The organism is Halobacteria archaeon AArc-dxtr1 (genome assembly GCA_025517425.1).
Taxonomy (GTDB): domain Archaea; phylum Halobacteriota; class Halobacteria; order Halobacteriales; family Natrialbaceae; genus Halostagnicola.
On sequence record JAOPJY010000001.1, the window covers coordinates 298,924 to 318,459 of the forward strand.

General features: G+C 62.9%; 14 protein-coding genes. 5 read left to right on the plus strand and 9 right to left on the minus strand.

Annotated features, from left to right (window positions below; translation table 11 throughout):
* The first annotated feature begins 143 nt into the window (after positions 1-143).
* Together OB905_01550 and OB905_01555 are read left to right on the plus strand one after the other, a co-directional pair.
* Entirely contained in the window at positions 144-626 is a 483-nt protein-coding gene (locus tag OB905_01550) for a metal-dependent hydrolase (GenBank protein MCU4924669.1), read from the plus strand.
* A 54-nt stretch (positions 627-680) separates the two neighbouring features.
* Positions 681-1,289: a YdcF family protein gene (locus OB905_01555; GenBank protein ID MCU4924670.1), complete on the plus strand. Its 609-nt coding sequence runs from the start codon at positions 681-683 to the stop codon at positions 1,287-1,289.
* On the opposite strand, the gene OB905_01560 is transcribed toward OB905_01555, so the two are convergent.
* The 4 genes from OB905_01560 to OB905_01575 form a co-directional block, all read right to left on the minus strand.
* Positions 1,286-1,930 carry a hypothetical protein gene (locus OB905_01560; GenBank protein ID MCU4924671.1) on the minus strand — a complete coding sequence of 215 codons (645 nt, stop codon included), beginning with the start codon at positions 1,928-1,930 and terminating at the stop codon, positions 1,286-1,288. The two genes, OB905_01555 and OB905_01560, sit on opposite strands and share 4 nt — an antisense overlap.
* Before the next feature lie 63 nt (positions 1,931-1,993).
* Positions 1,994-2,779 carry a YihY/virulence factor BrkB family protein gene (locus tag OB905_01565; protein MCU4924672.1) on the minus strand — a complete coding sequence of 262 codons (786 nt, stop codon included), beginning with the start codon at positions 2,777-2,779 and terminating at the stop codon, positions 1,994-1,996.
* A gap of 82 nt (positions 2,780-2,861) precedes the next feature.
* Positions 2,862-3,752 (minus strand): CAP domain-containing protein, encoded by an 891-nt coding sequence (locus OB905_01570; protein ID MCU4924673.1) that lies wholly within the window; start codon positions 3,750-3,752, stop codon positions 2,862-2,864.
* Positions 3,753-3,847: 95 nt separating this feature from the next.
* Positions 3,848-4,174, minus strand: coding sequence for a lycopene cyclase domain-containing protein (locus tag OB905_01575; GenBank protein ID MCU4924674.1), 327 nt, complete (start codon positions 4,172-4,174; stop codon positions 3,848-3,850).
* Positions 4,175-4,310: 136 nt separating this feature from the next.
* On the opposite strand from OB905_01575, the gene OB905_01580 reads away from it, so the two are divergent.
* Complete coding sequence (locus tag OB905_01580; protein ID MCU4924675.1) at positions 4,311-5,468, plus strand: CBS domain-containing protein; 1,158 nt, start codon at positions 4,311-4,313, stop codon at positions 5,466-5,468.
* 39 nt (positions 5,469-5,507) lie between these two features.
* On the opposite strand, the gene OB905_01585 is transcribed toward OB905_01580, so the two are convergent.
* Positions 5,508-9,956: a carboxypeptidase regulatory-like domain-containing protein gene (locus tag OB905_01585; protein MCU4924676.1), complete on the minus strand. Its 4,449-nt coding sequence runs from the start codon at positions 9,954-9,956 to the stop codon at positions 5,508-5,510.
* A gap of 181 nt (positions 9,957-10,137) precedes the next feature.
* Positions 10,138-10,836, minus strand: a complete 699-nt coding sequence (gene radB, locus OB905_01590) for a DNA repair and recombination protein RadB (protein MCU4924677.1) — start codon at positions 10,834-10,836, stop codon at positions 10,138-10,140.
* A 148-nt stretch (positions 10,837-10,984) separates the two neighbouring features.
* Between radB and OB905_01595 the strand changes: the two genes are divergently transcribed.
* Complete coding sequence (locus OB905_01595) at positions 10,985-11,734, plus strand: hypothetical protein (protein MCU4924678.1); 750 nt, start codon at positions 10,985-10,987, stop codon at positions 11,732-11,734.
* A gap of 54 nt (positions 11,735-11,788) precedes the next feature.
* On the opposite strand, the gene OB905_01600 is transcribed toward OB905_01595, so the two are convergent.
* Positions 11,789-13,525, minus strand: coding sequence for a hypothetical protein (locus tag OB905_01600; GenBank protein ID MCU4924679.1), 1,737 nt, complete (start codon positions 13,523-13,525; stop codon positions 11,789-11,791).
* A 425-nt stretch (positions 13,526-13,950) separates the two neighbouring features.
* On the opposite strand from OB905_01600, the gene OB905_01605 reads away from it, so the two are divergent.
* A complete protein-coding gene (locus OB905_01605) occupies positions 13,951-14,940 on the plus strand; it encodes a PGF-CTERM sorting domain-containing protein (protein ID MCU4924680.1) in 990 nt (329 codons plus the stop codon).
* Between the two features lie 627 nt (positions 14,941-15,567).
* On the opposite strand, the gene OB905_01610 is transcribed toward OB905_01605, so the two are convergent.
* Positions 15,568-17,388: a PGF-CTERM sorting domain-containing protein gene (locus tag OB905_01610; protein ID MCU4924681.1), complete on the minus strand. Its 1,821-nt coding sequence runs from the start codon at positions 17,386-17,388 to the stop codon at positions 15,568-15,570.
* 535 nt (positions 17,389-17,923) lie between these two features.
* Positions 17,924-19,282 carry a nickel pincer cofactor biosynthesis protein LarC gene (gene larC / locus OB905_01615; GenBank protein MCU4924682.1) on the minus strand — a complete coding sequence of 453 codons (1,359 nt, stop codon included), beginning with the start codon at positions 19,280-19,282 and terminating at the stop codon, positions 17,924-17,926.
* Positions 19,283-19,536: the final 254 nt, after the last annotated feature.

Here is a 19,536-nt window from a genome sequence, read left to right on the forward strand (position 1 = left end):
ACTGGCCACATACCTCTTGTGTCGAGTTTCAGGCTCTCGAACGGCTCCTCTCGTGGGTAATAGTCGTTCGCCTGCGTATCAGCTACGACGAAACTGACGCAGAGTTATCTACCCGAGCGAGGAACGGTGAGTCGGAAACGATCATGTACCGTGAAGGACACATTGGGCTGAACGCGCTCCTTTACTCACCGGTCGCTGTCGGCCTCCTCGTCACGGGTCACGTCGAGCTGGCGGCACTCGGCGCCGTCGTGGCGATCGGAACGTCGACGCTTCCGGATCTCGATCTCGTGATCCCCTGGATTCGACACCGCGGAATTACCCACACCGTCTGGTTTGCCGTCACCGTGGGTCTCGCGACCGGCTATCTCGCGACGTTCGTCCCGCTGTCGTACGAGCCGACCGTCCTGTTCGCATTCGGCGCCCTCGTCGGCGCTGGCGGCATCTTGGGCCATCTCCTCGGAGACGCATTCACGCCCCTCGGTGTCGAACCGTTCCGGCCACTCAGCAACTCTCACTACACGCTTGGTCTGTTCACTGCCGAAAACTGGGTTGCGAACAACGTCTTCTTGCTGGTCGGCGCAGTCGCATTGGCGCTCTCGTTTAATCTATGGTTCGGAGTCGTCTGACTGTCCCTTCCCAGTGAGAGCAACATACTTGACTGACCACCCGAAGCAACGACTGTGATCGTCGTCGCATTGGGACACCGGCTCACCGATCCGACCATCCACCCACACCTCCGGAGACGCGTCAACGCTGCCGTTGACGCCTATCAGGCGACCAGCGCCTCGGCGTTGCTCGTCAGTGGCGGCCGGCGCAACGAGGCGGTCGACCGGTCGGAGGCGGCAGTGATGTACGAGCACGCTCGCGAGCGCGGCGTTCCGGCGACACGGCTCCTCGCGGAAGACCACTCACTCGATACGATCGGCAACGCCTACTTTACACGCTGTCTGCTCGATCGACGAGAGATATCTCCGGAGACCCTCCTACTGGTTACAGCCGACCAGCACGCAGACCGGGCCGCGTTCGCCTTCGAGCAGTGTTTCGAGGACGTCGAGATCGATGCGTCGGTTACTGTCGAGGCGCCACGAACCGAATCGGGCCACGACGAGGGAGAACAGTCAGGTGCAGGTCCTCGCACCCGTATGGACCGAACGCGGACCTTCTTCGAGCCAGTTGAACCAGGCGATCGGATCGCGATCGCCCGTCGACTCGTCGATACCCACGACTGCTACGGACCGGGCGACGTCGCCGATGCAGTCGACGAGACGTTCCCACGCCGTTCGGTTTAGGGGGTGAAGAACCGCTTCAGTTTCGCCACGAGCCCGCCCGAGGAGTGAGCGTCGTCGCTCGATTCGGTCGTGTTCCGCTCGTCTCCCTCATCCGAGCCGTCGGCGGGGCCCTCGATCGTCGCCCGCGTGGGTGAGCTGGCGTCGATGTCGTCCAGCGAGAGGTCAATCTCGTCGACGTCGGGGGTCGGCTCGCGTCCCTCGCCGGCTTCCGCCTGTCTGACGTCTGCGCCCGTCACTGCGCCTCGCTCGATTCGATCGGCGAGCTCGTCGGGATCGGGCCGCTCGTCTGCCGGCTTCTCGGCTGTTGATTTCTTGTCTTCGGCTGTTTCGTCTGCCGGCTTCTCGGCTGTTGATCTCTCGTCTTCGGCTGTTTCGTCTGCCGGCTTCTCGGCTTCTGGCGCTTCGTCGTCCTCGCCGACGGTCGGCTCCGAACTGTGCTCCGCCACGGACGCGTCCGGCTGCGACGCCGGCGGCTCGTCGTCCGTCTCGTTTGGCCCGGCCTCCTGCTCGTCGTCTTGGCGCGTGATCGAGTTGAGGATGTCGTCGACGCTGGTGTCTGAGACGACTCGCTTCGGGCCACCGCCGGGCTCCGACCGGTCGGCGTCCTCGTCGGAGGGCTGGTTCGTGTGGTCGTCGGCCATCGTCTCGGTGTGACGAGGCGGGCGACATAACTGTTCCTCACTTCGTGGGTCCGGGACTGGGGTTCAGGCCGCAAGCGAGGGACGCGACACGACGACGTTCACGACTGCTCCGAGCAACACCACGATGCCGGCCAGGTAGAGCCACGTAACGAACAACAAGACGGCACCCAGCGCGCCGTAGGCCTCGTACTGCCCTGCGTTCGCCGCGTAGAGCTGGAATCCCGCCTGCAGGACCACCCAGCCTACGGCAGCCACTCCCGCTCCCGGGAGCGCCTCTCGAAGCCCGATCGAAATCGGCGGCAAGACGTAGTACATCGGGAGAAAAACCACCACCAGACCGAACAGGAGGACGAACCAGCCAAACACCCCGACGTAGGGAATCGGCGTCAGCCGCAACAACGTCCCGACTGCGAACATCAGTGCGAGGCCGCCGACTCCCGCAACGAGGACGATCACTCCCTCCCGGAGCTGGTCTACGAACGAATCCTCCTCGACCGTCCCGTAGATCCGATCGAACGCGAGGCTCAGCCCCCGAAACACCTTGAGGGCACCCCAGGCGGCGACGAGCAGTGCCACGACGGTCGCCTCAGCACGGCCCGACTCGGTCGTCAGTACGTCCATCACGAGGTCTTCCCCGGCGTCGGGAAGGAAGTCCCCCGCCAGCACGACGAGCTGTTCGGCGGCAGCCTCACCGTCGACCAGCGAGCCGATTACCACTGCCAGTAAGACAAGCGGAATCAGTGAGACGAACGCGTAGTACGCGAATCCAGCCGCGAGGTACGTCAGGTCCCGATCGCTCGCAGTCCGGTAGACGGCGAGCCCGGTTGACTTTACTCCGTCGACGGTCATACACTACGTTTACCGACGACGACCAAGAGTGTGTCACTCCATCGCAGCGAACGCAGCCGTCGTCTGACTGTCGCGGAGGACATTACTGGGTAAACGTGATCGGGAAGCTGTCGGCCTCGATGCAGAAGTTGTGCGTCGCGTACACCTCGCCCGAGCCGGTAATGTAGACGCCGACGCCGCCGCGGTCCCACGAGTCAGTCTGGTTTTCCTCTAAGATCGCTGCGCGGTGATCGGTCGAGTTCATCCACTGATCGACCAGCCCCTCGGCGATCCCCTCTGCGGTGTGGTACTCGACCGTTCCACCGTTGCCAGGCTGCTCGACGGGGCCATCGAGGTGGTTCAGTGCCAGGTTTTCGCCGTACCGTTGACAGTAGTCAGCCACTTCCTGGAAGCGATCATGGGGTTCCTGTCCGTCGGGATTCGTGTGGGCGAAGTAGTCTCGATCGGACATATCGTAGCTGTGGGCACGTGACACCGACGCGATCGTGCCGTCCCAATCGATCGACTCGAGCCCGTGATCGGCACGACGGTCGTTGACTTCGGCGTGGACGAAGTCTTCGACTGTAGCCGAGCTGACGACCTCGACTTGCGTCTCGTAGCTCGATTCGTTCGGATCGTCTGGATGGACGAGATCTGGGTCACGGTCGCCAGTCTCCGGCGGGTCGCCGCTCGGAGCGGGGAGTTCACCGGGCGAGAACGGCCCCCGATCGAGTTCGTCGACGATCGCCGGGCCGAAAGTGATGGCTCCGGCGACGAGCACCACGACGAGCCCGATCGTTCCGAGCAGGCGTACTATGCTCCCGGCTGTGCCCGTGTCGCTCGTCGACGCCTCCCTGCGAGCGACGGTGTCGGTCCCCTCGCTTTCGTACTCGGGTGTCTCCCAGTCGATGACGTCGGACGGGCTGGTGTCATCGTTTTGGGGACGAGCCCCCGTCGAATCGTCCGGCGAACGGTCGGGGGAGTGTGAGTCCATACGATCTTCGTGTCCAGAAACGGGCGGCCAAAATAAGACCACCGGGATCGATCGCAGCTGCTGCGAGGTACCCGGTCGAGGAGTCACCGGCCCACTCACTCCGACTCGGGAGGCGACATCGCCGGCTCGCCGAAGATCGTCTCGTGAAACCCGATGACGAGTCCGGGAACGACGGCCATAAAGAGGTGTTCTTCTATCGGAATGCCGGCGACGTCGACGCCGGTCCGGAGCTGAATGTCGAAGACGCCGACGGCGAGCGTGTACCGATCCCAGAGGTACGCGATCGGGTACAGCGCGAGGATCGTCGCGCCCGCGCGGCGAAGTGCGTTTGCACGCCACAGCAAGACGAACGCGATTGCCCCCCAGAACAGTTCGGTGGCCAGATACGTGTATCGGCCCAGAACGCTGATATCGAGGCTCATGGGCGCATATCCACCGCCAGCGACAAAAGCGCAGACCCGGCAACGAATCGGCCTGCCGCAGGGTTGCGTGAGTTCCCACGGGGCAGTCACCGGCGGTACGTTGAATATCCCGGCGCGAGTAGCCTCGCCCGGAACGATGAATATCGCTGATATCGCCACCACGGAGTACATCGACGTGGACGCCGGAACGCGAATGGGGAAGGTCCGTTCGACCTTCGAGAACGGAAACCCCAAGGGTATTATTGTCACTGACGACGGCGAGTACGAGGGCGTCATCAGCGAGCGGGAGGTCCTCCAGTCGCACGTCGAAGACGACGCCAAGGTGGCGGCGCTGATCAAGCCGAGTCGGAAGGCCCCCGCACCGAAAGTCGACAGACACGAGAACGTCCGGGAGGTCGCACGCGTCCTTATCGAGGGGAACTCGAAGGTTGCGCCGGTGTTCCAGAACGACGAGCTCTGGGGTGTGATCACCGACGACGCGATTCTCCGAGCCGTTCTCGAGAATCTGGATGCTCTGTCGGTTGCGGACATCTACACGGACGACCCGGTCACCGTCCAGGAAGACGACGGCATCGGGAAGGCGATCAACTACCTCCGCGAACACGGAATCTCGCGACTACCCGTCTTGAACGAGAACGGCTACCTCACCGGCGTCGTCACGACTCACGACATCGCCGACTTCGTCATCCGCCAGAACGAGCGGATGACCACCGGCGACCGAGTTGGAGACAACGACCGGATGCTCGACGTCCCGATCTACGACATTATGAACAGCCCGGTCCAGACGACCTCGCTCGACGCCACCGCCCGCGAGGCAGTCGAGCAGATGCTCGAGTCCGACTACGCGGGGTTGATGGTCACCCCAGAGGACGACGATCGGATCGCCAACGGCGTGATCACCAAAACCGACGTGCTCCGGGCGCTGACCTTCACCGAAGAAGAGCACATGGACGTCCAGATCACGAACGTCTCGCTGCTCGACACCATCAGCCGAGAGTCGGTCGTCGAAAGCATCCAGCAGGTGGCCGATAAGTACCAGGACATGCAGGTGCTTCACGCACACGTGCGCTTGCACGAACACAACGAGAAGCTCCGTGGGACCCCCCTGATCCGCGCCCAGATTCGGCTGCGGACGAACAAGGGACAGGTCGCCGGAACCGGCGAAGGGTACGGCGCCGAAAACGCCTTCCGCGTCGCCCTCGATAAACTCGAGCGCAACGTCTTAGAGGTGAAGGGCGTCCAGAGCGACGAAGAGTACCGCGGTCAGTTGCTTCGGAAGCTAAACGAGCTGTAGCCGGCCCCGGTTCGATCAGCAAAGCATTATTTTCGATTCTCACGGACAGGTTGTTATCCGTCGTGCCGCCAGTCCAGCGCCGACCGCGATCACCGCGACGGCTGCGGCGCCGACACCGAAGCCGGGAATCGCGCTCTCGGTGCTCGCGACCGTGACGGTTATCGACTCGACCGCGCCGCTTTCGACGGGATCGGTCGCCACCTCGCCGTCCTCGTAGCCCTCGGCCATAGCACTGAGGGTGTAGCTATCGCCGGTTCCAGGAACCGTGACCGTCACCTCGCCGTCGGCGTCGGTCCCGTCGCCGACTGTGAACGCCGAGCCGTCGGGGCGTTCGACAGTCACCGTCGCGTCTGCAACTGGCTCGTTCCCGTCGGATGCGACGACGACCTCTACCGTCGCGTCGCCTGCGAGCGAGACCGATTCTGCGGTCGTCGTGGCGGGGTTCGTGACGTCGACTGCGACCGATTCCTCGTCGTAGCCCGCTGCGCTTACGGTGAGGTCGTAGTTGCCCCCGCTCGGAACGGCGTCGATCCGGTACGTGCCGTCGCTGTCGTGAGTTCCCTCGTAGGTCCCCTGGTCCCCGGACCCCTCGACGGTCGCGTCGGTAATCGCGTCGGTGAAGTGGGAATCGGTCACGTCGAGTTCGATGGCGGCGTCGCCGGCGAGCGTGACGTCGGTTGCCTCACCGACCGGGGCCGTCTCGGTGGTCGTCTCGTAGCCATCGGCACCGACGGACACGTCGTAAGCCGACGCTGCTCCGGAAACGATCACATCGAGCTCGCCGCTGGCGTCGGTTTCGCCGGGCGCCTCGAACGTGGCGCCGTCTGCGCGCTCGACCGTGATGGTCGCAGCTTCGATCGCGGTTTCTGTCACCGTGTCGGCGGCTGCGATCTCGACCGCCGCGGCTCCCGAGAGCGCGATCGGATCGGCGGTCGTCGTCCCCGGATCAGCGACGGTCAGCTCCACTGCCTCGGACTCGTAGCCATCGGCAGCGGCCGTCAGCTCGTAGGCGCTCTCGCTGGGTAGCGCTTCGACGACCAACGTGCCGTCGTCCGTCTCGGAACCGGGGTAGGTTCCTCGCTCTCCGCTGGCCTCGACGGTCACGTCGGTAATCGCGTCCTCGAAATGGGCATCGGTCACGTCCAATTCGACGGCCGCGTCACCGGAAAGGTCGATTGCGATCGATTCCTCGTCACCGCTTCCGAGCGACGGCGTCGCGTCGGTTTCCGCCTCATAGCCCGTGGCTGCCGTCTCAACGTCGTACGCCTCCCCTGTTCCGGGCACGGTCACCGAGAGCATTCCGTCGGCATCGGCTTCGCCGGGCGCCTCGAACGTAGCGCCGTCTGCGCGCTCGACTGCGACGGTCGCGTTCTCGATCGCAGCCTCGGTCACCGAGTCGGCGGCGTCGACCTCGAACGCCGCATCGCCTGAGAGGGCAACCGAATCGGCGGCTGTCGTGCCGGCGTCCGTGACGTCGACCGAGACCGTCTCGTCGAGGTATCCATCGGCGCTCGCGGTGAGGTCGTAGTTTCCGAGGCTGGGGACGTTGTCGATCACGTAGGTGCCGTCTTCGTGATGAATTCCCTCGTAGGAACCCTGGGAACCCGAGAGCGTGACATCCGCGTCGGCGATTCCATCCGCAAAGTGGGCGTCGGTGACGTCGAGTTCGATGGCGGCGTCGCCGGCGAGTGCGACATCGTGGGCGACAGTGTCGCCAGGTCCGATCGTTTTGGTCTCCTCAGCGGGGTCGTACCCATCGGCTGCAACCGAGATCGCGTACGCCTGTTCGGTGCCGGGAACGGCAACGGCGAGATCGCCGTTGCTATCGGTTTCCTCGTGCGCTTCGAACGTAGCGCCGTCCTCGCGCTCAACCGCGACGGTGGCGTTCTCGATTGCCGCCTCAGTCACCGCGTCGGCGGCGGAAATCTCAACCGTCGCGTCGCCGGAGAGCGCGATCGGATCAGCGACCGTCGTGCCGGCGTCCGTGACGTCGAGTTCGGTCGTTCCGTCGTCGTAACCCGCCGCGCTCGCCGTGAGATCGTAGCCGCCGACGCTTGGAACGGCTTCGATCCGGTACGTGCCGTCGCCCTCGTAGGCGCCTTCGTAGGTTCCGTGTTCGCCCGACACCTCGATGGTCGCGTCGGAAATGTCGTCTCCGAAGTGGGCGTCGGTGACGTCGAGTTCGACGGCTCCATCGCCCGTCAGTTCGACCGCAGTAGACCCGTCACCCTCCGCGGAGGTCGTCACCGACACTGGCTCTGCGTCGTGGTATCCGTCCGCGTCGATACTCAGATCGTATGCTGCTTCGGCCCCGGGAACGGCGACAGCGAGGTCGCCGCCGCTATCGGTTTCGTCGGGCGCCTCGAACGTGGCGCCATCTTCGCGCTCGACCGCGACAGTTGCATCTTCGATCCCAGCCTCTGTCACCGCGTCCGACACCGACACCTGGATCGACCCGGAGCCGGTCATGGAGACGTGCTCGGTAACGGTCCCTGGCTCGGTGACGATGAGTTGTGGATATACGTCCTGATAGCCGGCTGCGGCAATGGTGACGTCGTACCGATCGATACCGGGAACGTCCGGAATCGTATAGGTGCCGTCGCCGTCGTACGTTCCCGGGTAGCGCTCTCCTGCCGTCGCCTCAGCCTCGACGGCCGCGTCAGCGATCTGATCGCCGAAGTGGGCGTCGGTGACGTCCAGTTCGATGGCGGCGTCACCCGCCAGCGAGACGTCGTGGACGGTCGTCTCGCCGTCGTCGATGAACCGGTCTTCGTCGCTGCTCTCGTAGCCGTCTGCCTCGATTGTGACCGCGTACTCGTCCCCACCGTCGATTCCCTCGACCTCGTAGGTGCCGTCGCTTGCGGTCGTCACCTCGCGATCGTCGACCGTGACGGTCGCGCTGCTGATCGGCGCGCCGGTCACGTCGTCGGTGACGGTGCCGGTGAGCGTGGCCGTCGTCGCCACGTCGTCAACAGCTGCGTGGGCGTCGATCACCCCGTCACCGTACCGAACGTCTTGGTCGTCCGGCTCTCCGTCGGGCTTCCAGGCAGTCTCGCGCAGTGCCGACTCGATCTCGTCGGGCCCTACCACCCGGTCGGTCGCCGACTGCATGAGTGCAACCGTGCCGGCGACGTGAGGTGCGGCCATGCTCGTTCCGGTCTTTGTATCGTACCCACTGGGAACTGCGCTGTGAACGCTGACACCCGGTGCGGCGACTGTCGGCGTGACGTACTCGTCGGGCCAGTGGTCTGGAACGTCCGATCCCCACGCGGATTCGGTGGTAATGATGGTGCCGCCCGAGTCCTCCCAAATGTCGCCGCTGGTCGTCGTCGCCCCGACGCTTATCGTGTCGTAGACATTCCCCGGCGAGCCGGTACAGCCCTCGCCGTCGTTTCCGATCGAGCCGATTACCACCGTTCCAGCCTCGCGGGCGTTCTGGATGGGGGCGATGCTCCCCTGTGCATACGTCTGGCAGGAGGTTCCGAGACTCATCGCGATCACGTCGACGTCGGCTTCGATCGCCCACTCCATCCCAGCATACACAGCACTCATCGACCCGCTTTCTTCGCCCAGTACTTTTCCGTGCCGGAGCTTGGTCTCCGGTGCGACGCCAATCGCCGTCCCACTCGCGTCACCGCCGGCAACCGTACCGCTGACGTGCGTACCGTGGTCGCCAGCGTCGTACGGTGTCGACGCTTCGATCTGTTCTCCGTCGTCGTTGAACTCCGCCCATCCGCCGGGGTACGTCGGATCGTCCGGATCGTCGGTGTAGAGGTCGATATCCGAGTGGGACGGATCGACGCCGGTATCGAGGACCGCAATCGAGGTGCCCGCTCCGCGCGTGTCGAAGGTCTCCCAGACGTCCGGTGCGTTGATCGCCGCGAGATCGTTCGTGACGTGACTCTGCGTGCCGAGATTCGGCCCGCCGGAAGTTGGTGTTGGCCCGGTTCCGCCCCTGTCGGAGGAGGCTGGCTGGCTGGCAGTTGCGCTCGCTGGCACCGTTTCGTAGTTTTCGGTCAGCGCAACCACGCCGTCGACGGCCGCAAGCGCAGAGAGCGACGTCACGTCGCGATCGACGGTGACGAGCGCAGCGTTCGCAATCCAGAAGCTTCGGTGGTGACTCACACCGTCGGTCGCCTCGGCGTAGCGTTCGAGGGCGCTCTGTTCCGTGGCGGCGTGGGCCTGTAGCGTGCGCGTCGCGTCGGCGCTCGTCATTAGCATCTGGCTGTCGGCCTCCGCGAACCGGACCAGCACATCTATCTCTCCGCTTCCGTTCTCGAGCGCTGGTTCGATCGTCGCCGAGCTGTCCTCGCTGGGCTCCACACGTTCGTCGATGGCAGCGAGTTCCGTGGTCGATTCTACTCCGGCGCCCACATCGAGTTCGGCGCTTCCTGTTGCTCCGAGCCCGGTCGGTGCGAGGAGTGCTGTGGCGAGAACGATCGCCAGCACGAGCACCCACCACCGCCGACCGGTCGGCGAAGACGACATTATCTGGAAGAATAAACTCATCCGGATAAAGATATTGGTCGATCTAGATCCGAAACTGGTCAGATCCTGGGAACTATCGATAGATTATATATATCTATAAGTCATACGTTCACTCTCGAAAATCAATCGGTGGACGGTGACGTCTCAGCCGCCGACCGACGCATCGACGCGTTCGGCGGCCTCAGGCTCCGCCGGTTTCGCTACTGCTGAGGCCGGTTTCCGTGATCTGAAACGTCGCGGACTCGCCTGCGGGCTTCGATCGATGTTTCTCCAGAGTCGCCCGTCGGTTCCCTCCGCGGAACCGGTCGATTCGGAGTACCGTTCCAGTCCAGTGTTCTAACGTATTCCCGCCCAGTGCGCGGGTTCGGTCACCGTCCGGATCAGCGAACACCTGGTTCGTGAGCACGACCGCGAGATCGTGCTTTCGTGCCAGTGAGAGCAGGTGGGTTACCTGCCGGGTGACGCTTCGCAGCGCCTCGCCGTCGTCGCCACCCCCAGTCCGTTCGAGCCGGTAGAAGCCGGTCGCACTGTCCAACACGATCAGGTCCGCCTGGGGCGCGAACTCCGCGGCGTCCCGGACGGCCTCCTCTTGCTCGCCGAAGTCAAGTGCGTCCTCGATGACAATTCGAGAGGCGACGGCCTCGACGTCCTCGACGCGAGCCGAAAGGAGTTGCTGAAAGCGGTCGACTGAGACACCCTCGGTATCGATGTACACCGCTGTCGCGCCCGCTGCTGCCGTTTCGACGGCTCCCGAGAGCGCGAGATTCGTCTTTCCCGCTGCCGGCGGACCGTACAGCTGCGTGACGGTCCCCCGTTCGAATCCCCCCTCGAGTAGCTCGTCGATCGGGTCACACCCGGTCGGAATCCGCTCGTCGTTCACGATCGGAGTTAGAATGGGATCAGCAAAAAGCCCCCGGAACGGGCGGTGTCGCCACGTGGACTCGATACGCCGCCGGGCTGGCTCCACCGACGCGGGCCTGCCCGGATCGTCGCGTACGTTTATTCGGGTCGACCGCGAACGACCAACCGTGATCGTCGTCGCTACGTCTGATTTCGAGGTCTACCACGGCGTCGTCTCCGAGCTTCGCGACCGCGGATCCGAGTTTACCACGGTTGAGCCCGACGACGAGATTCCCGATCGAACCGCAGTCGTCGTGACGGACGCCGACAACGCAGACCGATTCGGGGCCGTTCCGGCGATCGTGGCCGACCCCGACGCGCCACGGCGCGCGGTCGACCAGGCCCTGTCGACCGTCCGAGGCGGCGACGGGAGAACCGTCATCGGCGTCGATCCGGGTCGGAAGCCAGGGATTGCCGTGCTCGCAGGCGACACTGTCGTCGCCGCTTTTCAGGTCCCCCTCACCGACGCCGTCGACCGCATCGAGCGCGAGGTGGCGGAAGCGCCCGCCCCGATCGTCCGCATCGGCGATGGGTCCCGTCTCGAGGGAGCGACGCTCGTCAACGACCTGCAGGATGTCCGGGTCGAACTCGTCGACGAGACCGGCACTACGCCCTACCTCGGAACCGGGGCACGCGGGATGGGCGACGTCCTCGCGGCGATCAACATCGCCCGTCTCGAGGGTGAGGAAGTCGACAGCCGCCAGATCGAACCCACGGAGGGCGAGTTGCGCGTCATCAAAGATCGCTCGAGAGAGCACAGCGACCAAAACCGTGAGATCGACGAGGTGCTGGCCAGGCGCGTCGCTGCGGGTGAGTTGACGATCGAGGAGGCGCTGGCCGAACACCGCGACCCGGGCGAGGGGAGCCCCGACAGCTGACGATTGGACCCGTGGTGTGGGTGGGTCGCCGTCGAGGTAGCCGGGCGGTCGAGATTAGTCGTCCGTGCAGCTACAGAGCGTCCCGGCGTCGGCCTCGGCGATCTTGACCCCGTCGTAGAACAGGGACACCGGCTTGAGCGTCTTCTTGAAGTCGACGGTGAAGCCTCGCTTCGTCTCGGCAGGGACGGTGACCTTCCCACCCTCTTTGTTGTTTTTCACACTCCAGGAGAGCTTGAGTTTGTGCTCGGTCTCGTTGTACACCGCGTAGGTTACCGTCTTCCCACCATCAGTGTTCGTTTCAATTGAGACGGATTTCATCTGCACGCCGTCTTTGACGTCAGATTTCTTCTTGTCGTCTTTGTCGTCTTTGTCGTCCTTGTCGTCTTTCTTCTCGTCTTTCGTGAACTGCTTGATCTCGCCGAAGAACGTTCCGTCGTTCGCTGTGACGACTGCACGGAACTCGTAGGTGCTACCTCGGTCGAGACCCGACACGGTCTCACTGAACGCACTCATCTCCGTGCGCTGTTGGGGCTCTGTTGCCTCCCACTCATCAGTGCCTTCCAGACGGTATTGGAAGAAGACGAACACCTCCTCGAAGTCGCCGAGCGTGGTGAGAGAGCCGTTGAGCGTCGCCGTGGACTTGTTGACGTCGGTCGGCTTTTTCGTTTTGACCTTCGGCTCTCGGGGGTCGTCGACCTCCTTAGTAAACGTCTGGATGGCACCCTCGAAGCGCTCGTCGTTTGCCTCAAGAATCGCGCGGAACTCGTACTCCGTGTCGTCGTCGAGGTCGTCGATCTCGGCGCTGAACGGCCCCGAGGCCGTGAGCGTCTGGGGCTCGGTCGGCAGCCACTCTTCGGCGCCGATTGCGCGGTACTCGAAGAAGACCGTCACCTCCTCGAAGTCCCCAAGTGAGGTGAGAAAGCCGTTGAGCGTCGCGCTCGATTCGTTTACCTCCGTGGCAGGCCGGGTCTCGAAGTCAGGGTCTTCAGGTTCGGTTTTGATGAATCCGAACACGTCACCCGAGACGACGATCTCTTGGTCGTTACTCCCGCGTGCAACCGCGAAGAACTCGTACTCGGTGTCGAGATCCAGGTCGGTGAGGGTTTCGCTGAATGGGCCGGGTGCCCCCAGTGTCTGTGGCTCCGTTTCCTGGAACTCGTCGGTTCCGACCGCTCGCCAGCGGAAGAAGACCTCGACGGAGCCGAAGCCGCCGAGGTCGAGCAGGTTGCCCTGCAGCGTTGCGCTCCCCTCGTTGACTGCGGTCGCGTCGAGGGTGATGACGTCGAGAGCCGGCCGTTCGCCGTCGTCGTCGACGCAGGCTCCTTCACTGATGGTGAGAATTGGGTTCCCGCCGCCACCGCTGAACGTGACGCTGGCGTCAGTGACCGTTCCACCGCCCTCCTTGTAGACGAAGAACTGGACCGCACCGGAGCCACCAGGCCGTAGCTCCCCCTCGACATCCTCGATCACTGTTCCGTCCTCGAACTCGACCGTGAGCGTCGGGACGGGATCGGGTGCGATCGAGGGCTGTCCGCCCGGTGTGAGGATCCACTTCCAGAAGCCGAACTCGTCTTCGGCACAGTCTTGCGTGGCGAACTCGCTTCCCTGTCCGCCCCACTCCAGCGTTCGCTGGTTTGGGTTTGACGACGGGTTTCCGTTGTCGTCGTTACCAGTATCGTCGCCACCGTTGTCGTCGCCACCGTTTTCCGCACTACTCAGGCAGCCAGCTAAGCCGGCACCGACTAACCCGCTCGTCGCGATGACGCTTCGTCTGGATGGATTTCGATCCATGGACGAGTGTCTACCAATATGGTATATTGTTTATCACTGTGTACCCAGTAGCGATGGTTCGTCATTTTGTTCACCTCTTCTGAACGAAAATGTAGCACAACCGTTCTGAGAATGGCGATCAGTTACCAGGTGCCTTCACCGCCATCGATCATCTCGGGTCGCTGTGCGATTTTCCTCGGTGTGGAGGGTTGGAATCGGGAGATACGCTCTGAGGTCACCGGTGAAGCACTCTCGGGATTGGTACGACGTCGATACTCACCAGTAGTGACAACATACTCAAACTAGTGATCGTCATCGTCTGCCACAGGTTACTCCTCGAAACGAAACCGGGAGGTGTCGGCCGTGGGGTGCCATCAAATCCAAGATCCATGATGACTCGACGATTCGAACCTGAACGTCCCGTGGTGTCGATACTCGGTCTCAGTATGTTGCTCTGTGCCCTTGCCGTCGCCGTCGTCGCCAGCTCGGCAGCGATTCCGGTGATGGGGGCAGTGGCCGAATCCGACGAGATCTCCGAAGAACCGTTCCTCGAACCGGTCCCCGACGCCGACGACGACTATTTCGAGGCCGAAGCGAGTGACGGAAGCTGGATCAGCTACGTCAATCCGCGAGACGAGTACCGAAGTCCGTATCTGGGAGAGGGATCGGGGAAGATCTGCGTCACTCTGGTGAACGAAGCCGGCGAGCCCGTAGTCGGTGAGAGCGTCTCCGAGACGACAGTCACGATCCCGACGGGTGACTCGCTGGTCTGGCACACCGGTGCCGATCCACTGACCGTCCAGTATCCACTGACCGACCACTACGACCGGCCGCTTGATGCCGACCAGTTCGGCACGACCGACGAGTTACCCCAGGGCGACGGCTACCTGGACAGTCACTGCATCGAGTTCCACGGGCTCCCCGAGGATGGTGAGATCGAGTACGGTGAAGTGATGGTCGACGGTGCCCACGCCGACCGGATCGAACTCGCGGGCTACATCCAGCAAGACGACCAGGCTTGGGAGACGGACGTTGACCCGATAGCAGATGCCGTCTCCTACGAGGAAGCCGGCGGCGGCTGGACGTATTCGGAGCCGGAATCACACGGCCAAGTCGTTGCCGTCTTACAGCTCACAGCCGACGATTCCGACGGCGACTCAGCTGATGGCGCGGACGATACTGGTGACGATGCAGACGACGCCGCTAGCGACGATGCCACTGCTGGCCCGAGTGACGACGCCGGCGACGCTGCTGACGGTGCCGAAAGCGACGACCCCGAGAATCACGGTGATGACGATCGCACCGACTCGGTCGAGCAGGCTGCGGGAGGTGACGATCCAAACGACGACGACACGCTGGCTGGCTTTGCGACGGTTCTCGTCCTCCTCGCGACTGCTGTGGGCGCCGGGGTGTGGTATACGACGAGCCGAGAGTAACTGCTTCGAATCCGCCTCCGACTTACCGTCTCGGAATCGAACGTCGCGCTCGTTTTCACCCTCACTGTCGCGGTGACATCGTTTCGGCGGGACGAACACACCACACCAGCGCCCGCTGTGTCTCGTCGAGACCGTTCGCAACTCGATGTTCGTGCCGATGGCGCGTGATTCCGACGCAAATTCCACACCTACCACCGACCACCGCCGGGGGCCTCTCGGTAGCGATACTGGTGTCCGCTGTCTACAGTGGGACGTGGAGTTCACAGCTGCGACATCCGGTTTCCGGGTTGGTTTTGCTTCGAGTCTCTCCGTTGGCTACGCCTGAGTTCGGTCCGTCGTGATGATCCGGTCGGCCACATGGGGCGTCGTCTGTTGGGTCCAGCGACGTAGTCGCCTCGTCGTGTAGATCTCGCCTGAGCGTGCGCCGGAGAGACAGTATGAGATCCGCCGATCAATCTCCCACATCCGGATTGCCCCGCTTGGATTCCGTCGTGAACCGCCTGTTTGTACGACGCTAACTGCGTCGACTCAGCCAATCCTCCGTGGATGACATACGGGTCGGCGGCGACGTCGAGTCAAAAAGTAGCCAACAATACGTCGAAAGGCAGACTCGTGGGAGCGAGTTCCTTAGAGCTGCTCGCGAGCCGCTAACAGTGCGGCACCGAGCATCGCAGTGATCGCGACGGCGATGCCGAATCCGGGCGCCTCGTCGTCGTCGTCATCGCCATCGTCATCGTCGTCGGCGTCGATGTCGGCGTCGTCATCATCCTTCTTGTCGCCCTTCTTGTCGTCCTTGTCTTTCTTATCGTCCTTCTTGTCGTCCTTCTTGTCGTCCTTGTCTTTCTTATCGTCCTTCTTGTCGTCCTTCTTGTCGTCTTTATCGCCAATGATACTGGTCGACTCGCTGGAGTCGATCTGAACGTGTTCATTTTCCTGCATCGTCAGCTGCACCGCGGAGGCATCACCATCATCGTCGGAGATAGCGAGGGCCGTATCGGACGCCGCGTTCAGCTGAGTGACGTTCTGAACCTGTTCGAGCTCCGCCGTCGTGTACTGGTCGACGACGTTGAGTTCGTCGTTACTTCCGTCGTAGTCGAAGGCGACGCGATCGACGCCCTCGACATCGTCACCGCCGACGACGACGCCGGTGGTCTCGGTCAGGACGTATCCTTTGTACTCCTCACCGGCGTCGTATTTACTGTCACCGTCGGTATCTTTCGTGGCCTCCTCTAAGAAGACGTTGAGGGCGTCTGCGGAGCCAACCTGCGCGTTGATGTTTTGCTGGAAGGTCATCTGGACCGCTTCGGCCGAGCTACCGTTCGTCCCGACTGCAACCGCCGAGCTGTTGGTGTTGATGTTTACTTGCTCGACGCTCTGGTACTGTGTGACGCTCGCCTGGGCGACCTGATCGGTGCTATCGTCCTTCTTGTCGTTCTTGTCGTTCTTGTCGTTCTTGTCGTCGTCCTCAATTTCGACGCCGTCGGTATCGACAATATCGCTACTGGCATCCACACCGGCGGTGGCGACGTTCATGCCTGCTGACTGCATCATGACGTTGATCGCCTCGGCCGTTCCGAGCTGCTCGTTCAGGTTGGTCTGGTCAGAGATCTGGAGCGCAGTGGCACTCGAGTTCTCGCCGACTGCGACAGCGATGGCGCTGTTCTGTTCAGCGACGTTCTCCTGACCGACGGTTTGTACCTGCTCGACATCGCCATCGGTCTGTGCGGACAGGGTGGTCGCCTTCTTGTCGTTCTTGTCTTTCGAATCGTCCCCGTCTTCGACGTAGGCGTTCGAGGTGGTCGCCGACGCCTCCTGGAGGTTCAGGTTAGACTGTTCGGTGAGCTGAATCGCGGTCGCGTCGCTCTCGTTCTCCGCGAGTGCGAACGCAGTCGTCTCTTCGTTGACGTTAGCCTGTTCGACCTCCTGAGTCTGAGAGACCGACGCTTCGGCGGTCTGCGTGACCGTCGCGTCGCCGTCGTCAACGGCTGACCAGCCGTCGTACGTCTGGCCGTCACCCATGATCATGTAGACGTCACCGACGTCCTCGATGTTCGTCTCGTGATCGATCTGTTGGTTCGTGGCTGTAGCCTCACCAATCTGCTCGTTGGTGTTGTACTGGGTTACTTCCTGAATCGCAGTTGCCTCACCGCCACCGATGGCGATCGAGATGGCCTGGCCATGTTCGTGGATGTTCACCTGCCCAACGTCTTCGTACTGGATCACCTCGCTGTCGGTCTCACCGTTCGCGTGCGCCTCGACGTGTTCCTCTAGGGATTGATCGTCGAGATCCGCACCGAAGGATATGTACAGGTCTTCGTCGTTTTCGAGCGTTTCCACCGTCTGCGTGGCCCCATCGTCGGCAATAGCTGCTGGCCCGGCAATCGCCACCATCGAAAGCGCGACCATACAGGCTAGCAACACTGCCGCAGTGCGTGATTGTACTGACATTGGAATAGTTCTGGATTGGGTTCTGAAGTCCGTGAGAGTCGCTTCTCGTTGTGTCTCTCGGACTCGGACCAGTCTCTCTCGAAGACATGCTTTGTTATCTGGCCAATTACCGCGAGAAGAAGATAGCTACCGTCATTGGTGGGCTGAGACGTGTTTTTCGAACGGACAGCGTTGCGGAAGATAGGACAGTCGTGCAACCCAGTGATACGCCGCTTCGAACCCATCACGAGAGACGGCAATCTGGAACCGAATTATGAGTGGTATACCAACACCTATGCGATCAGTACTGTTTCGCGTATCTAACACGGCAATAGCTGTGACCGAGCCAATCGTCTCGTTCTCTTTCCAGGCTGGTACCGGTTTCTTTCGATTGAATTTCTTTGATTCGTGGCCGACGATGTCACTGTTTCAGCGTTCATCGCTTCACGCGTCTATCCGATCCTCGCACCGCGATTTCGACAACGCGTTAGAACTCTATTGCCGGCGAAGCGGTTTGGCCGGTTGATCATGTACTCCCGTGTCTGTCGACCAGCCGCTACTCGCCTGTCGACCCGTGTCTGTCTGCGACCGAGCACTCGGCGAGGCGAGCGATTTCGCGAATCGGTCGGCCGGTCTCTCGGGCAACTGCGGCCGCGTCGTCGTACTCCGTGCTCGCGTCGTAGACTGTCCCCGCTTCGTCACTGGCCACCTTCACCGAAACCTGGTACTGCCCCTCACCGACCTCGATTTTGACCGTCTCGAACGTTCGCTCTGCGACCCACCGGTGTGTCACGCCCGCATCCCGGACGCCGAGCGTACCGGTCTCCTCGGCCAGTCGCCGAGCCACGCGCTCTCGGTCTGCGGGTCGACAGATCACCTTCACCAGGTGGCCGGGACGGGACTTCTTCATCGTCGCCGGGAGTACCGAAACGTCTCGCGCGCCCGCGTTGGCGAGTGTCTCTTGGAGTCCGCCGAGTATCTCCGGGGGGACGTCGTCGACGTTCGTCTCGAGCACTGCGATCTCCTCTCTGGCGAGGCCGCCCTCAGCCTCCCCCACGACCGCCCGGAGGACGTTCGGATGCGGGTCGAGGTCGTAGCCGCCCGCGCCGTAGCCGACCGCATCGACCGAGAGCGCCGGGAGAGAGTCGACGCCCTCGGCGACGTGACCCAGGATCGCCGCCCCGGTCGGCGTCAGCAGCTCCCGATCGACGGGGCCACCTCGAAGCGACCAGTCTGCCCGCGTCGCGATCTCGACGACGGCGGGCCCGGGAACGGGATACTCACCATGACTCATCGAGACGGAGCCACCGCCACCCGCGATCGGCGTCGTGATGACGCGATCAGGGTCGAGGTCAGCCAATAGCAACGCCGCGCCGACCACGTCCGCGATCGCGTCGTCTGCGCCGACCTCGTGGAAGTGGATCGACTCGATATCCTCGCCGTGGACGCTCGCCTCGGCCGCTCCGAGTAACTCGAATATTGAGAGCGCGTCGCGCTCGGCATCGGCTGGGAGCTCCATCCCGCGAACAACCTCGCGGACTTCGCGGTAGCTGCGGTGGGGACCGTGTCCCTCCGCAGGGACGTGGTCCTCGTCTCTCCCAGCATCGTGGTGGGTGTCGCTGTGCTCGTGGTGGGTGTCGCTGTGCTCGTGGTGGGTGTCGCTGTGCTCGTGGTGGGTGTCGCTGTGCTCGTGGTGGTCGTTACCCTCCTCGGTGGAGTCGTGCTCACCCGTCAGAACTACGTCGACCGTCGTCGCCGCGATTCCGCACGTGGTCGTGTTCTCAACTCGATACTCGAGACCGAGGGCCTCCTCCACTGGGACGAGCGTGCTACGGTCGGCACCAGCCGCCAGCAGGGTGGCGAGAATCATGTCGCCGCTGGCGCCCGTACGGCCATCGAAGGCGAGAACTGTCATATGTACGATGGCGCCCGGTGTGACCAAAAACCCACCTCTTGTGGTCAGATCGACAGCCGAATAGCGGTGGAAATCACCTGCTGAGTTGGGGATGTGAAGCTTGCCCCACGACGACCACACTGCAGGGAGTCGACACAGCTATGTACGCCGGCCGTTGAGACTATGGTACATAGTGCCACGGTGTGGCCGACAGAGACGACGAAAATGCACGTGAGCAAAAAGCCTTTCCGGCACGGAATCGGAGTCACAGGTAT